This window comes from bacterium (assembly GCA_030690305.1).
Lineage (GTDB): Bacteria > Patescibacteriota > Minisyncoccia > Phycocordibacterales > JAGLPS01 > JBBUCK01.
In genome coordinates, this window is sequence record JAUYHB010000013.1 from 38,837 (window position 1) to 54,923 (window position 16,087).

Consider the following 16,087-nt stretch of genomic DNA (forward strand, 5'->3'; position numbering starts at 1 on the left):
GATAGTTTTAAACCAATAATCGCCTTAAAATAGCACATTTTAGAGCCAAAAACAAACAATGCGGGGAATCGTGTTTTGATTTATACTAGGAGGCGTCTTAAGCCACTCTAGAATTTCATATGAATAACCAAATAAAGTCTGCTTCGTTTTTGCCACATTCTGTCCCTCTGTGGATCTTGGGCAGCGCTTTGGTTATCTCCATTTTTGCCTTCATTGTCATAACGCAATTTGACACAACCCGACTGGCGCTATTCGGGCCTACTGCAAAAATATATCTTACGGCCATTCAAAATGGGCTCATGTCTGCTGTTTCCATACTGGCGCTTGCTTTTGTATCTTTTTTGTTTTTTAAAAAGAAAATTGAAAAGGTGAGGGTTCAATTTACGAATTTTTACTTTTCATTAAGCAACAAAAAACAAAACACTCTTGTGTTGGTTTTATGCATGTTGTTTGTCTTCGCAAGTAATGCAGAAAATATCATACACGGCTATTTCAACATGGATGACCTCACTGTAGTCGGACTTAATCACCTGCTTCCCTTTTCAAAAGCGGTAATCACTCCCTATGGTAATGACCACGCATTCCCTCTTTTCATAACGGAAATGAAAATACTCGACGTGTTGTTCGGTCAGAATCCGATTCCTTATAATTTCTTTTTTCTTATTTTATTTTCCCTGATTCCGTTTTTTGTATATCTCTCCTTTAAGAAACTAGGTTTGAATATGTTGAGTTTTACAACATTTCTCATAGTTTTTGCGGGCGCACCTGCATGGACAGAGATCATTACCGGCTTTTATATCATGTCCATATATCCTCAGATACTTCTTTTCTTCTCTATAGCCTCATGGAGCTATCTGGCGTGGAGAGAATCACATACCCCCAAACACATACTTATTTTTGCTCTTTCGCTTATGCTCGCGTTAGCAAGCGATACCTCGGGAATATGGGTTCTTCCAGTGATTATTCTGTTTATGCTTGGAGTTCATTACTTTAGTCCCCAGCCTTCCCAAGCGGAAAAACACATATGACATTTTTAAAGGAAAACAAAATCCCCCTCCTTGTAGTCTGCGTTGTCGCGACCCTTTTCGGGATTTTTCTATATGTAACATTTTTTATCATCCAACCGGGAACATTTTTGAGTTCCCTTGATGGTGATATCTTGGTTGCGACAGAAGCTCAAGGGAAAGAAGCCAATTGGAAACCGGCCCTTCTTGCGGAAAATTTCGTATCTTTATTCAGCTCGGGAGTATCTCTTTCGGCAATCGCCCCCGATATAGGGAAAATTGCCACTCATCCTTCAATAAAAAGCTCTGTGGAACCCTTCTGGCCTTCCTTTGAGACGGGTATCTTCATTGCTAACCTTTTAGTCCTGTATATCGTCATACGGCATGCCTCACAGGGTGAAAAAAGATTTATTTTTTTTCTGTTATGCGCAATAGGTATCACTATTTTTATGGTCATTCTTGCACGGCCTGACCACAGCATCATCCCTGATTTTGACTATCGGTATGCAGGACCTCCTTTTTATTTTTACTGTCTCTTCATCGCTTTAAGTATTTCTATAGCAACAAAAATCAAAAAAGAGTATGCGATAGGAATTATTGCGTCGGTTTTGGTCGTTATTCTCGCTTCACAACAAGCCTTTTCCTTCCACGGCGCACGACTAGCTCAAGAATCGAAAATGAGACAAGAAGCGATTGTTTTGCTCAACAACAGTCTATTAAGTGAGCTTGGAAGGCTTGAAAAAAGCGAAGAGCAGCTGGTCATACCAAACCTCACCGGCGCTCATATATTCCAGGGCATGCCGGGCTACACCCTTGCCGATTATTTACTCTTTTTCAACAAAAAAATTCCCGTTCTTCTTGTTCAAAATGTCTACATGCCCCGTGACGTTAAAACTCACATTGTGGAGACGACAAAAAGCCTTCGAGCTTCAACAAGCCCAGAATTTATCGAAGCCCTTAAACAGGAAGGGACAATCCGGTCTTATTACACTTCTCCCGTATGGTTACTTTATAGCAATATCGAAGGCCAAAGAATATCTTCATCCGAAACCTCATTAGAAGGAAATGGAAATGTGATTATACAAAAAAGTGAGTTTGATCCGGAAAAATTAAATGTGGTAGAATTTTCTCTCTATACCGATAATGTCCCGGGAAATTTAGAGTTTACTTTCTCCTTCACAAGCGACTTTACTATTGAAGGAAAGGCAGGCGCAGTGAGAATTGATGATTACACGCCTTACACAATAAAAGATGGAAAACGCCTCTACCATATAGAGATAAACATGCTCCAGATTTATACATATGCCCTTTCACAGAATATCTCCGATTTTCTGCTTCATGTCCCCAAAGAGAAAAACCCCGTGGTCATGGGTGTTTATTTGAAATAGATTACTCCTGGTTTCCAAACTCGTTGGACAGCTGCTTGTCAATTTCCTGCAACTGTTCCTGTGCGTCAGCAATTTTGACAAGATTGTTTTCAATAATAAATTTAGAAACTACGAGACCCACGACATGATTTCCCGCTATGTTGTAGTGACCATCTTTAGGCCAAATAAGGGGTGTAGCTTTTGAATATGTACCAAAAACAGGATCAAGGTCAACGTAGGGTATATTTTCCTTCTCTAGAAAAGGAATAACCCGCGTATTGTCGTAAGGGGCCAGAACAAATAGTAGCCTCGCGTCTTTTTCTTCCGCAAATTTTTTGAAGTCTAAAATATTGTTCAGGTGCTTTTCGTACTCCGCATCAGTTTTTTCAATAGGCGTTCCTTCCTGTTGCGCAAGCACCCCTTGTTTCTCAAGTGCCTGTGTCAGTTGCGGGAATAACAAATCTATCTTTGCACGAATATCACTTTTGAAGAGATTGAATAAAACCGAACGATTCGTGACAAAACATCTGATACGGGCAACGGTTCTGTTGGAAGGGATAACAGGACTGCAATATTTTGTAAAATTGGCATACTTTTCTTGAGCCTGCTCTTCTGTCACACCGTTCTTAGCAAGATCCTTCACGAGATACCCATTGTAACTTGTGTTTTGGGGTGAATTTACGTCATCAGAAAAGTCATTATACGCGGTATATCCTACAATAATAAGACTGGGGGATGCGAAAGACCCTATAATCTTCTTGGCCTTCATCAGTTCCTGCTTTGTGCCATAGCCCACCACTCCACATTTGATCGTGCGCGTTCCCAATAGTTTTTCTATCCTTCTTCCCCACGTATCTTCAAAGGGAGTAAAACTCCATGTGAGACTATCCCCGCCTAGGTATATATAGGGTGTTTCTCCACTAAAGTCCGTATCAAAACAGCCCAGGTTGTTTGACCAAATGGGAAACGCCGCATCTTTGAAAAAATGGGTAGAAGTCGGAAAATTCTTTGCGATATCATAACCAAGCTCCACATCATCCACAAAATAATATTGAGGATAATTCAATCTGTAGATTGTTGCCTTGAGAGGCGAAAAATATAAAGCAACGTCAATTAAAACAAGCGTGATGATGGTGCTTGTAATTGTGAGGACAATATCCCCTCCATGTTTTTTAATCCAATTCATTGGCACTGGAATTAAATAGTCCTTGAGCAAATTCGGGCTGTTTTTTCTTATCAAAAAGAAAATCCCCTATGACTAGGTAGTCCATTTCAGTGTTCATAAAACAGCGATACGCATCTTCTGGAGTACAAACAATAGGTTCGCCTCGCACATTAAAACTCGTGTTTATGAGAATACCATAGCCGGTTTTTTCCTTAAAGAAGTTGATGAGTTTCCAATATTTTTCATTCGTCTCTTTAGGAACCGTTTGGATTCTCGCCGAATAATCAAGATGGGTTACTGCGGGAATGTCAGATCGCGGGGTATAGAGTTTTTCAAAAAGTGGCAAGTCTTGTGAAGGAAAAGGCTTTCTTCTTTTTTTCGCCACTGGTACAGTAAAAAGCATGTAGGGAGAGGGGGTTTTTGTTTCAAAATATTCTGAAACGTCCTCCTCCAAAACCGATGGAGCAAAAGGTCTGAATCCCTCGCGTTGTTTAATTTTCAGATTGAGTTTTTTCTGCATTTCAGGATTCCGAGCATCAGCTAAGATGCTTCTGTTTCCGAGGGCCCGCGGGCCCCATTCCATTCTTCCCTGCATCCAACCCACTACATTTCCTTGCGCTATAAGATCGGCGACCTTCTTCGCTAATTCCTCATATTCATCATATTTTTCAAACTCTGCCCCGTATTTCCTTATGGTCCGCTCTATGTCCGTTACAGAGTACTCGGGACCAAGATATGACCCGTTCATAGCATCTTTGCTTTCTCTTAAAACCCGATCCTTGCCTGCCCATATATGATAGCCCGCTAAAGCAGCTCCTAATGCCCCTCCGGCGTCGCCTGCAGCAGGTTGTGCCCATACATCCTTAAAGATGCTCGCCTCTCGTATCCGTGCGTTAACCACACAATTAAGAGCCACTCCGCCTGCAAGAACAAGATATTCAGAACCTGTTATTTCTTTTGCAGTTCTAGCGAGACGCACCATGATCTCTTCCGTAACTTCCTGTATTGCAAGCGCAAGATCAGAGTGCTCCTGTGTAAGAAGACTTTCAGCTGGACGAGGAGGAATGTTAAACAATGCTTCCCACTTTTTGTTATTGCACATTCGGTCACCAGTAGCAAAAGTGAAGTAACTCATATTAAGCGTTATGGAGCCATCTTCTTTGAGACTCACAAGCTCTGAAAGAATCTTTTCTTTGAACAAAGTAACACGTTTACTTCCTTTAGCTCCGTACGGTGCAAGGCCCATGAGCTTGTATTCCCCACTGTTCACCTTGAATCCGCAATAGTATGTAAATGCGGAATATAAGAGACCAATAGAATGAGGAAATTTCATTTCCCGAAGAATAGATACTTCTTTTCCTTCCCCAAGGCAGATAGTCGTTGTCGCCCATTCCCCGACCCCGTCAACTGTAAGAATCGCTGCGTTTTTAAATGGAGAGGGGTAAAAGGCACTTGCCGCATGCGAAAGATGATGTTCAGGAAATAGAAGTGGCGGGCGTTTGTGTATCTTTTTGCCTGTCGCCTCTTCAAGGCCTTTCCAAATGTTTGCACGCATAAACAGTTTTTCTTTTATCCACACTGGCATCGCCATGGAGAAGCTTGTAAGTCCTGTGGGAGCAAATGCATGGTAAGTCTCCAAAAGACGTTCGAATTTCAGCAGTGGTTTGTCGTAAAAAACAACGGCATTAAGGTCGGAAATTGTAAGACCGTATTCAGAAAGTACGTATTCTACGGCATGTGTTGGGAAACCGGCATCGTGTTTTTTACGAGTAAAGCGTTCCTCATGAGCTGCGGCAACAACCTCCCCGTCAATAACCAAAGCGGCGGCACTGTCATGGTAATAAGCGGAAATGCCCAAAATCCTCATTGGAGAAACAGGTTTTTCTGTCATGAACTAAAAAACAGTATAAATAAACGGGGCTATGGCGGTTCCTCCTCCAAATACAAGAATTGCTCCAACGACAACAAGTACAATTATGGCGGGCAGAAGCCAGAACTTTTTTCGTGTTTTTAAAAACCCCCAAATGTCTTTCAAAAAATCCATATAATTGATTAATGCATATTAATAAATTGTTTCAATATCTTGTTTTGTAAACATATGTCCCCTATCTGAAAAAGAAGTTGCGGCAGTACGCCAGGTAGAAATAAGTAATGTGTCCCCCTTCAGGACTCTCCGAATCGTTCCTATGGGGAAAATAATGACAAAAAATACGGCTGCAAAAAATATCTTCGGTACTATAAGGCCTAGTATCTCGACAAGCTTGAGCCATACCCACGCAAACGGGTAAAACACTTTCGGGACAAGAATGACAAGAACAAGAAGAACTATAGCCGCAGAAAAGAACCTTTCGTCGTATTTAAAGCCAAGAATCAAGGAAAAAAGTACCGTGATAAGGCCAGTGTCTGCAATCCATTTTTCTGTCATATAGAAAGACTATAACACAAAGGTTTATAGTAATCACTGTAAAATCTTTGGTCAGACAATCCTTACATCCGGAACGGCAATGATGAATTTAACACCTTTTTTACGCAAGTCCCTTTCTTTTTCCAAAATCGCATCCGCGTAATTCCAAGACAGTAAAAGCATATAATCAGGGGTTTCGTTTTTCAAAATATCGGGCGAAGCTACCGGAATACGCATCCCCGGAGTAAACGTGCCTTGTTTGGCAGGAGTCGTATCGGTAATACAATCAAGAATATCCGGACCAATTTGGAAATAATTAAGCAGGGTATTGCCTTTGGCGGGTGCTCCGTATCCAAAAATCTTCTTTCCCGCTTTTTTCAGGTCAATCAGGATTTTAAGAAGTTTATTTTTGTTTGATTTGATTTTGCTTGAAAAATTCAAATATGTTTCCTTTTTGACCAGACCCATTTTAATTTCACGATTTAAAAAATCATGCACCGCTTCAGAGATCTCCCCGGACTTTCCAACATATACCCGCATAGACTCACCGTGGATCGGTACCAGTTTTATGTCGTTAATAGTCATGCCCAGTGAATTAATCAGGTGTTTTAAAGAATGTAGCGAGTGATAATAGATATGTTCGTGATAAATTTGGTCAAATCCGCCTTGATTTATGAGATTGCCAACCCAATGAACTTCGAAAATAAATCGGCCATTCGGAGAAAGAAGCCCTTTGACTGCGGAAAAAACGCCTCGGATATCTTCTATATGGGCCATGACGTTGTTGGCAATGACAACTTGAGCTTCGCCCAATTCAGCTTTTATTTCCTTGGATACTTTTCCTGTGAAAAAATCGACTTTTGTCGGTACATTATTTTTTATTGCAATCTTTGCTATGTTTTGGGCCGGGTCAACCCCCAAAACTCTACACCTATCTTTAATTCGCGAGAGAAGACTCCCGTCATTGCTGCCAATTTCTACAACCAGGTTACTCGGGGACTGTATGTAATCTTTTACTATTTCATCCGCGAGAGAATTAAAATGCTTAACTAACGGATCGTTTGCGGAAGTTTCGTAGTGGTAGTTTTTGTAAAGCAATTCACTGTTAACTACATGGCTTAGTTGGACAGAAAAACAGTCATTACAAAAATTAATCGCGAGTGGAAAAAACATTTCAGGAGAGCGTAAATGCTCCTTGTGTACAAAAGCGTTTGCAAGCGGCATCAGTCCCAAATCAAGAACTGTGTCTAAATTTTTTGAGCCACAAATACCACATTTTGATTTTTGATGAAAGTTTTTCCATTCCGTTTCCAAATATTCTTTCAAAGCATCTTGCCAGGGGCGCATTAGTTTATGCCCAGACACCATAGCCTCATTTTTTACCCTGTATGCGCCAGGAAAATGGTCAAGCCCGACGGGAATGAGTTTCACATTCGGTTTTAATGTTTCAATAATAAACTTGGCGACCTCATATCGAGAGCATGCCCCAACGTTTGAGAGATGAAAAATACCCACTGCATTTTCTTTCAATAACCGCTTTAAAGCTTCCACCAAATCTTTGCCGAAAGTCGGCGAACCGTATGCGTCATCAACCGCCTTGATTTCTTCCTTATCAAGCTGTTTGATTATTTTGCTTACAAATTTCTTGTCTTGTCTCAATCCCCCGCCAAACATCCAGCAAGCCCTGGCTATTATATAATCATCCAACATTGCCCGCACAATCAGTTCTCCTTGATGCTTTGATTTGCCGTAAAAATTTTTAGGATTCGGCATATCCGTCTCCGCATACGGACCATTCTTCTCACCGTCAAAGACTCCCGCAGTAGAGATATATATAAGTTTCGCCCCCACATCCTTTGCGGCAATCGTAATATTATAGGTACCGACACTGTTGACTTTGTACGCATGGCGCGGGTCGCGGTCGCACAAGTCGACATCCGTTTCCGCGGCAAGATGGATAATCGCCTGAGGACGGTGGTGTCTTATTACTTTCATCACATGGTCTAGGTCAGTAATATCCAAAGACTCACGGTCCGTTTTAATCCCAAAATCAATGTAGGATCCGACCATACCCGAAGCCCCGGTAATCAAAACTTTGTTTAAATCTATTTTTCGGGACATATTTTGTTGTCGGGTTATTTCTTTCTCTTACTTATAAGAAGAGAAGATTCAAGCAATGAATCTATGGTGCCCGCATCATACCACCCGCCCTTTACTATGGAAAAATCAACGATTCCTGAACGTATGTACTGGTTTATAGAATCGGTCATTTCCAACTCTCCTCTCCGTGAAGGAGTTTGCTTCTGAATAAATGAAAAAACTTGATTGTCCATAATCCAGAAACCGGTCTGGGCATAGGCTGATTTTGGCTTTTTTGGTTTCTCTTCTATTTTCAGTATCCGTTTCCCGCTCTTATCAAATACCGGCACTCCGTACCGCTTTGGATCCTTCACTTTTTTAAAAAAAATCCGCACACCACTTTTGAATGTCTGTACAGATTTGGTAAAATCATCTTCAAAAATATTATCCCCCAAAATAACAGCAATGTTGTTTTTGTCCGCAAAATCTTCCGCGTATGAAAGCGCGTCGGCTATGCCTGCATTGTTTTTATCCTGCACGGCGTAGGAAAGTTTGACTCCATATTCTTTTCCCGAGCCTAAGAAATTTATAAAGTGTCCCGCATGTTCGCGCCCGCAGACAAGAAGGATTTCAAGAATTCCCGCTTTCCGCAGTGTTTCAATAGGATACATGATCATCGGTTTGTCATACACCGGCAACAAGTGCTTGTTTGTGACGAGAGTCAGTGGAAGAAGACGCGTACCAAGACCCCCCGCTAATATGATTCCTTTCATATAAATTTATTTTTTCTTATGGACGTTGTGAGCGCGCCACAAATCTATATGGGGGTTAAAAACTCCTGTTCTTTTTCTAACGTGATCAATCCATTTTGGATTATTGATATACCACTCCAGGGTTTCTTTAAAGGCTTTTTCAAAAGAATATTTTTGCTTCCATCCAAGTTCTTTCATAATCTTTGTCGGGTCAACGGAATATCGACGATCATGGCCCGGCCGGTCTCCCACATATTCTATCCATGATTCGTCGCGTTTAAAATGTTTCAAGATTCGTCGGGCAATGTCGGTGTTGTCGAGTTCGTTGTCCGCACCGATATGATACACTCCACCGGGTTTACCCTTAAGAAGACACAGCTCAAGGGCACTGCAGTGATCAAGAACGTAAACCCAGTCTCTTACGTGTTTTCCATCACCATAGAGGGGCAATTTCTTGCCTTCCAACATGCGCAACACGAAAAAAGGAATGAGTTTTTCGGGATATTGGTAGGGACCGTAGTTGTTCGAACAGTGGGTAACAACAACAGGAACTTTCCACGTGGAAAAATAAGCACGACACAGAAGATCTCCTCCCGCCTTTGTTGCCGCATAGGGCACGTTGGGAGCAAAAAGTGTGTATTCATGGAAACGTTTTTTGGAGTCAAGAGGCAAACTGCCATGAACTTCATCTGTTGAAACCTGGACATATTTTACAACTGACGGGTGGGCCTTCACCGCTTCGGCAATATTAAAAACTCCTTCAATATTTGTCTTAATGAATTCAAGAGATGCACCGTGGATACTTCGGTCAACGTGGGTTTCAGCGGCAAAGTTTATAACGTAATCGGGCTTATATTTTTTAAATACCCGATCAACCGTTTTCTTATTGACAATATCACCTTTTACGAAGCGGTAACGAAGTTTGGGATTCTCGGCTACATCCTTATTGTTGTCGCGATTTCCCGAATAGGTTAATTTATCAAGATTTATGATCCTGGTTTTAGGGTGTCTCGAAAAGATGTAGCGTATAAAATTAGAGCCTATAAAACCGGCTCCGCCACATACGAGAAGTGTCTTATTGTTGAATGTGAGTAATTTTGCCATATTTTCTTTCTAAACCTCTCCTTGTTTGCAAAAAAGATGCTTTTGCGCGAAAGTAGGTAACGCTTATTCTTACATAAAATGGCTAAAGGTCAAGGTTTTTGGGTGTTAAGAAGTTTTTATGTCTATTTTCTTTCTATGTTTTCCCAAAACCCAGCCGAGCCAGAAAGAAAGGATGAACCAGAAGATTTTGAGACCCCACTTTGCAAGCTGGTGCCACTTAGCGGTAAGTTGTGACTTTCCTATCCGCTCACTGAAAGAAATCGGAATCTCTATGAATTTTATCTTTTTGCTTACAACAAGAAGCAGGAGCTCTGTCGCGAAAAGGGCGTTGGTTGTACGCCAATAAGGGGCAAGAGAGAGTAATACTTCCTTCTCAAAGAGTTTGCATGTGCAGCCTATTTCAGTAAGAGAGTTAGTACCAAAAAAGACTTCGATTACTTTTGCCTCAAAGACATTGGCGAGCTTACGTATTAGACCCATTGAGGCTCCGTCCAGAATTGCGCTTCGATTTGTGCGTGTCCCCATAACTACAGGGAAATCGTGTGAATATACGAGGAATTTTTCAAGGTCCGCCGCAGAATATGTTCCGTCAGGCTCTGATAAAAATATATAATCTCCAGTTGCCTCTTTAATACCTCGTTGGTAACCGTGCCCATATCCTTGTTTATTTTCATAGACAAGGCGTGCTTTTGTTTTCTTCACTTCTTCATCTGTACCCGGCTCCGCATTGTTATTTACCACTACCACTTCATCAACAAAACCTGTAGCAAAATAATCATCAATCATTCTGCGGATTGACCCCTTTTCCCTATATGTAGAGAAAACAACTGAAACTTTTTTGCCTTGCCACATATGTTTATGTATCTAAGTTAACTCATTGTTAGAGCCGCATACCCCCATACCATAACACGGTCGACTTTACAGAAGAAGGTTGGAATCACGAGCTAACCCGCTTCCGCATAAAACGATTTTTTAGCCAAAAAGTCAATATTTTAAAAATAATTTTAATGCCGTGCCTGTATTTTATCTTTTTTCCTTCTCCCGTACTGCGCGGTATATACGATACCGGGATTTCAAGAATGCGATATCCTTCTTCAAGCAACCGGACTAAAAAAAGCATTTCGGATTCAAACCCACCCGCGTCGAAATAGCCGAAGGTTGATTTTGGAAATAACTTATACCCCATCAGGGTGTCCGTAAGAGTGGTGCTGTATAGAAAATTAATGAGCTTTGTGATGAACACGGAGCCGAAACGAGGTAAAAATTGACTCTTATGGTCCCGTGCGCCACGAAGTTCTCGGGAACCCATAACGGCGATCTTTGTGTTTTGGGAAACATTTTTCAACGCGGAAAGCAATAAAGGTATCTCTTCGGGTTTGCACTCAAGGTCGGCATCCTGAATAATGGCATAATCCCCGGTTGACACGTCAATTCCCGTCTTAACCGCGTTTCCTTTTCCGCCATTTTTTGAGAGATTTATTATTTTTATGCGTGAAGAAAAACTTTCCAAAATGGCAAGGGAATTGTCCGAAGAACCGTCATTAACGGCTATAATCTCAGTGTCCCATCCTACAAAGGGAACAGCCAAAAGGCGTTCGATAATTACTCCGACAGTCTTTTCTTCGTTAAACACCGGAACAATGACTGACAATTTCCGGTTCATATCATTTTCTCTTTTTTCATTGCTAAATAATTACAGGTCATGAACACCTCCTCTGTTTCCCTGTACTTTTTTATCTCCTGCAACCCCCATTGTGTTATCCGATAAATAACGTGTGTGTCCCCCAAAACGTACCAAAAATCCTGAAAAAATGTTTTTGAGTCGATGTCGCATCCTCCGAATTCAAATTGGATAAAATCAATGTGTTCCATCATTTTTTCCGCGCCCCTCAGCACTTTCAGTTCGTGGCCTTCGACATCCAACTTTAAAAAATGTATTTCCTGTATTCCATGTTCCCTGCAAAATTCATCAACGGTTGTCAGACTCACCTTTTCCTGCTCCGATACCGAAAGATTAAAATGCTCAAGCTTTCTCTGGTACAGAGATGTAAGTCCACCTTTATTTGCGTTCCCAAAAATCGGAGCAATTTCCTTTTTGTCACTGAAGCCTATATTGAAACAGTTATCGAAACGCTGTGCGAGATTTTCATACAATTTTTTCTGAGGTTCAAAGGAATATACAATGCAATGAGGAATACTCTCAATTACCGCTTCCCTGTAATCTCCCTTGTACGCCCCTACATCAAATATGGTAATCGTTTTGTTCCCGTAGACAGAAGATATGTGCCGCAGAGCCTTTTTTTCTCCGTTGGTATTTATGTCGGGATTTCCGAATCCCAACATAAACAGCATTTTACGGTGTATTTTTTGAAGAATTGAATACATACTACGATTTAAGAAAATTCATAATTTTTACCGCATACTCTCTCCATGTGTATTTTTTGACATCCTCATACGCATGCTGTGCTTTTGCCAAAGCGTCCGTTTGATTCTCAAGGACTTTCCGTATGCCTTCTGCAAGAGACGCCGGGTCGTCGGGTGTTACAAGAATAGCATTACCCTCGTTGAGCACTTCTTTGACCGACGGCAGATCTGAAGCGACAATGGGAACGCCGCTAGCCATATATTCAAACATTTTTATCGGTGACGTATGATGCACTGATTCTTCGGTAGCTGCGCTGTTAGGAAGCAGCAGGACGTTTGATGATTTTAAATATAAGGGAATTTCCTTTTTCTGCTTGTGTCCCGCAAATAAGATATTTTTTATACCGTCTGCTTTTTGGGAATATGTTTTTAAATCATCTTCATCCCCCCCTACAATAACAAATAAAATATCTGGGTCTTGTATTGCTCTGGCAGCTTCGATAAGCGTGTCTACGCCTTTCCATCGATATAAATTTCCGACATACATCGCTATCTTTTTGTCGACCGGTAAATTAAGTTTCCGTCGAATATTTTCTCTGTCTGCGGTCATGTCGTACTCTTCAATATCAACACCGTTTGGCACGGCAATTACCCTTTTAAAGCCGTTTTCCACTATTTTCCTTTTAGTCCCTTCCGAGTTGCACACCACTTTTATCTCCTTGTTTAAAAGTCTTGAAAAAATTTCCCTTTTCTTTGACCAGTTATGTACATTATAAATCGTCTCGTATTTTTTTACTTGAAAAATAAAAGCAACAAAAATATCACGCGTGTAGACAATCGAATCCTCATCGAATTTTTTAAAAATAAGCGCAAAAGAAAACCAAACCGACTGAAGATAAAACGCCAGGACACCGAGAAAACGGCTCATGAGTATAAAATCAACGGAACCAAGCGTTTCTGTTTTGAAATTTCTTTGCACACCATAATAATCAAAAATATCTTCGGTAAGATCGTTTTTCCTGTATGGATACAGAAGAGAGACTTCATTTCCGAGAGCGGCAAATTTTTCACAGGTCTTAGCTATTTGAAAACCGTGCGCCCGCTGGTTCGGCATCCGGGTATTTACAATGTAAACGATTTTCATACGTTCTTTGATTGAAAAATTTGCTTTTCTTTTTCCCGAAGGAATGGATACGCGGCAATAGTTAACAGTATCGGAACTACAGGAAGACGAAACCGTGCATTTGCCGTCAGACCATTGGAAGGTGTGGTAACCACAAAATACAGGATAATAATCAATGAAACAGCCACAGGAGCAGTTATCTTTTTTTCGCGCAAAAGCCTAGCACACCCGACAAAAAAAGACACCGTCACCGCAACCCAGAACAACCTCATTAAAAGAACGAGAATAAAAGGTGAAAATGCGTAGGAGTAAACTGTTTTTACAAATTCAACGGGGGAAGAGAAGAGGAGCATGATGGCCGGTTTAGAGAGAGGCATGTGCGGAGTGATGCCGGCATTTTGAAGGACCGTGAGCATGCCGTCATGTGTAAAAAAAGTAAACATGTTTATAGCCACAACCTGCGCAATTTCCTTTGGGTAGGGATTTATTATCTCAATAGCTGCTTTATTAAATTGGGAAGCATTTTTAAATGTCAAAATTTCCGAATGAATTCCCGGGCTCTCCAAGAGCTTTTTCTGCTCTAAGGCAAAACTCGTATTGTTATGCACTGCTAAAACCGAAGGCACGAATGTGAAATAGAGATTGAGAGAAGGTATGACAGTCATCCCGGGTGTCCCAAAGACTTTATAATTTCTATAGAGCCACGGCGAGAGCATTGAAAGAAAGATTATTAGAAAAAGCAGACTGTGCGAGATTATTTTTTTAAATGAAACATTTTTCCTGGAAACCCACCACATAATCGGGATTAGGAAGATTGGAAAAAACTGGACTGCGGGTTTTGTAAGTGCTGATATTCCCAAAAAAAATACGCTAAGTAGAAGCAATTTGACACTACCCTTTTCAAGATAAGAAATGAAAGAAAGTATGAAAAGCAAAAAGAGGAAAATAAACAGCGTTTCGCTAAAAAAGATCGACGAAAAAAGCATAAGGTTAGGTTCCAGAGCGAGCGCAATGCCTACAAAAAGGGCGATTTTTTCGGACGGAATGAGTTTGAGGGAAAGCATTCTTCCCAAAACGGGAATGCAAGAACCCATGATGATTTGTGCAATTACAGCAAACACGAAGTTACCGAACAAAAACAGAGATGATGAGAGAAAGAGTGGGTACAAAGGCACATGAATGGGACTTGGCCTGCCAGGAAACAGGGAAAAACCGATTCCATTGGTAATGTTTTTGGCAACCTCGAAGTACCAGTCGGAACCGTGTATCGTACCTTCAAAATCCCCTCCATAAGCAGACAAGTTAATAAAAAACAAAACGACTCTCGCAGACAAAGCGAGTAGAAAAATAAAAAGTGGGATTTTATACTTTTTGAGGAAATACATCAAAGAGAGGAGCTTTATTCTTTTTCGTTATATGGAATCGGCTGAACCTCTTCCCTGCTAAAAATAAATATTTTGTTGAACAAAAAAGAGACAACTGCTGTGATTCCAATGGTAAGAATCTGCGCAACGATATACCAGATATGCACTATGTCTACAAAAAAATACATAAAAGCCACGTTAAGCGCAAGCATCCCCCCTGCCAAAAATACATATTGGATCATCTGAAAGTGTACTCTATGGAGAGAGTGGTCTTTGAATGTCCAAAACTTCTGAAACCCAAAGGAGACAAAAGCGGAAAATATAAAAGCCCATACAACGCCCACAAGATAGGAGATGCCGAACACCTCAACAAATAGGGCGAGCATACCAACCTGAGAACCGGCCGCAATACACCCGGAAACGCCGTATTTGAAGACAACACGAAAATCCCTAAATTGGTCAATCAAGAATTTCACTATTCGCCTATTGTAGCACAGAGAAACCCCTTATACGGCCATCTTCTTCCCGTAGTGTTTTTCCACCATATCAAGCCCTTTTTCCTCTTCTTTGGTGTTTGACCACTCTGTTTTAAAAATATATCCCCGTTCTCCTTCCAGACAATATTTGCTCATACGGTAAAAAGGCGACAACGATTTTACTCTGGGAAGAAGATTGTTCTCCATTATGAGATCTCGAAGCGGTTTATCATTTTGGTTCCAATCGGTCAACTCTTTCATATCAAGTGTCGTAGTAAATTGCCCCTCGCGAGTAAGTGTCGTTCGCGATAAATCGAATGACCCTCCGAGCTTGTCCATCATTTCACGCGTGAAAAATTCAAATGAGCCGCGAAGTCCGAACGGCTTTGGAAGTCCGAGCCATTGTCGTAATCTCCTCTGGGCATTCCCGGTTGAATTCGTCAGGATAAGCCAATCTTCCTGAGGCAGGAGGTCCATAAACATCTGGTCAGTCAGGATAAAATTATCGTCATGTGTTATAAGCAATTTGTCATATTGCTTATAATCGTTTTTCTCGAGCCATTGGTTTGTATTACCGAAATCGCCCATAGTATTTGGTTCAAGCGAATATTTCCATCCTAAAGCTTCAATTTCTGCCACCGTCGCGACTTTGCGGTACAAAAGACGGTCATAGAGACTGCGGCGGTCATATCCCAATTGAGGTAATACATCTTTTTTTTCCTCTATAGCGTAGGAAGGATCTCTGTGCGAAACAACGAACATGTCAACTTGCCATCCGGCCGGCACTTTCTGTTGCGCGATTTGCTCAAAAAACCCTATCGGGAAATGCCATCCGCCCGCTATAACCGCTAGTTTTTTCATAGTAAAATTTTAAAAATTAACAAA

Annotated in this window: 16 protein-coding genes; 2 read left to right on the forward strand and 14 right to left on the reverse strand. The window is 41.1% G+C overall.

Annotated features, from left to right (window positions below; all coding sequences use genetic code 11):
* Positions 1-119 precede the first annotated feature (119 nt).
* Positions 120-1,028, forward strand: a complete 909-nt coding sequence (locus Q8O71_01335) for a hypothetical protein (GenBank protein MDP2705024.1) — start codon at positions 120-122, stop codon at positions 1,026-1,028.
* Positions 1,025-2,392, forward strand: coding sequence for a hypothetical protein (locus Q8O71_01340; protein MDP2705025.1), 1,368 nt, complete (start codon positions 1,025-1,027; stop codon positions 2,390-2,392). Before Q8O71_01335 ends, Q8O71_01340 begins: the two co-directional genes overlap by 4 nt.
* Before the next feature lies 1 nt (position 2,393).
* On the opposite strand, the gene Q8O71_01345 is transcribed toward Q8O71_01340, so the two are convergent.
* The 14 genes from Q8O71_01345 to Q8O71_01410 all read right to left on the reverse strand — a co-directional run bounded on the left by Q8O71_01345 (position 2,394) and on the right by Q8O71_01410 (position 16,063).
* Positions 2,394-3,557, reverse strand: coding sequence for a hypothetical protein (locus Q8O71_01345; protein ID MDP2705026.1), 1,164 nt, complete (start codon positions 3,555-3,557; stop codon positions 2,394-2,396).
* Positions 3,544-5,403 (reverse strand): carbamoyltransferase, encoded by a 1,860-nt coding sequence (locus Q8O71_01350; GenBank protein MDP2705027.1) that lies wholly within the window; start codon positions 5,401-5,403, stop codon positions 3,544-3,546. Before Q8O71_01350 ends, Q8O71_01345 begins: the two co-directional genes overlap by 14 nt.
* Before the next feature lie 27 nt (positions 5,404-5,430).
* A complete protein-coding gene (locus Q8O71_01355) occupies positions 5,431-5,580 on the reverse strand; it encodes a DUF5989 family protein (protein ID MDP2705028.1) in 150 nt (49 codons plus the stop codon).
* An 18-nt stretch (positions 5,581-5,598) separates the two neighbouring features.
* Complete coding sequence (locus Q8O71_01360) at positions 5,599-5,961, reverse strand: hypothetical protein (GenBank protein ID MDP2705029.1); 363 nt, start codon at positions 5,959-5,961, stop codon at positions 5,599-5,601.
* Between the two features lie 51 nt (positions 5,962-6,012).
* Entirely contained in the window at positions 6,013-8,061 is a 2,049-nt protein-coding gene (locus Q8O71_01365) for a sugar nucleotide-binding protein (protein ID MDP2705030.1), read from the reverse strand.
* Between the two features lie 14 nt (positions 8,062-8,075).
* The gene (locus Q8O71_01370; GenBank protein ID MDP2705031.1) at positions 8,076-8,792 is read right to left on the reverse strand and encodes a sugar phosphate nucleotidyltransferase; all 717 of its coding nucleotides are present in this window, start codon (positions 8,790-8,792) and stop codon (positions 8,076-8,078) included.
* Between the two features lie 6 nt (positions 8,793-8,798).
* Positions 8,799-9,875 carry a dTDP-glucose 4,6-dehydratase gene (gene rfbB / locus Q8O71_01375; GenBank protein ID MDP2705032.1) on the reverse strand — a complete coding sequence of 359 codons (1,077 nt, stop codon included), beginning with the start codon at positions 9,873-9,875 and terminating at the stop codon, positions 8,799-8,801.
* Between the two features lie 105 nt (positions 9,876-9,980).
* On the reverse strand, positions 9,981-10,727 hold the full coding sequence (locus tag Q8O71_01380; GenBank protein MDP2705033.1) for a glycosyltransferase: 747 nt from the start codon (positions 10,725-10,727) through the stop codon (positions 9,981-9,983).
* Positions 10,728-10,812: 85 nt separating this feature from the next.
* Positions 10,813-11,538, reverse strand: coding sequence for a glycosyltransferase family 2 protein (locus Q8O71_01385; GenBank protein ID MDP2705034.1), 726 nt, complete (start codon positions 11,536-11,538; stop codon positions 10,813-10,815).
* A complete protein-coding gene (locus Q8O71_01390; protein ID MDP2705035.1) occupies positions 11,535-12,218 on the reverse strand; it encodes an FkbM family methyltransferase in 684 nt (227 codons plus the stop codon). Before Q8O71_01390 ends, Q8O71_01385 begins: the two co-directional genes overlap by 4 nt.
* A 43-nt stretch (positions 12,219-12,261) precedes the next feature.
* Positions 12,262-13,383: a glycosyltransferase family 4 protein gene (locus tag Q8O71_01395; GenBank protein MDP2705036.1), complete on the reverse strand. Its 1,122-nt coding sequence runs from the start codon at positions 13,381-13,383 to the stop codon at positions 12,262-12,264.
* Positions 13,380-14,747, reverse strand: coding sequence for a glycosyltransferase family 39 protein (locus Q8O71_01400; protein ID MDP2705037.1), 1,368 nt, complete (start codon positions 14,745-14,747; stop codon positions 13,380-13,382). Before Q8O71_01400 ends, Q8O71_01395 begins: the two co-directional genes overlap by 4 nt.
* 14 nt (positions 14,748-14,761) lie before the next feature.
* Positions 14,762-15,202, reverse strand: a complete 441-nt coding sequence (locus tag Q8O71_01405) for a GtrA family protein (GenBank protein ID MDP2705038.1) — start codon at positions 15,200-15,202, stop codon at positions 14,762-14,764.
* 30 nt (positions 15,203-15,232) lie between these two features.
* The gene (locus tag Q8O71_01410; GenBank protein MDP2705039.1) at positions 15,233-16,063 is read right to left on the reverse strand and encodes a hypothetical protein; all 831 of its coding nucleotides are present in this window, start codon (positions 16,061-16,063) and stop codon (positions 15,233-15,235) included.
* Positions 16,064-16,087 lie beyond the last annotated feature (24 nt).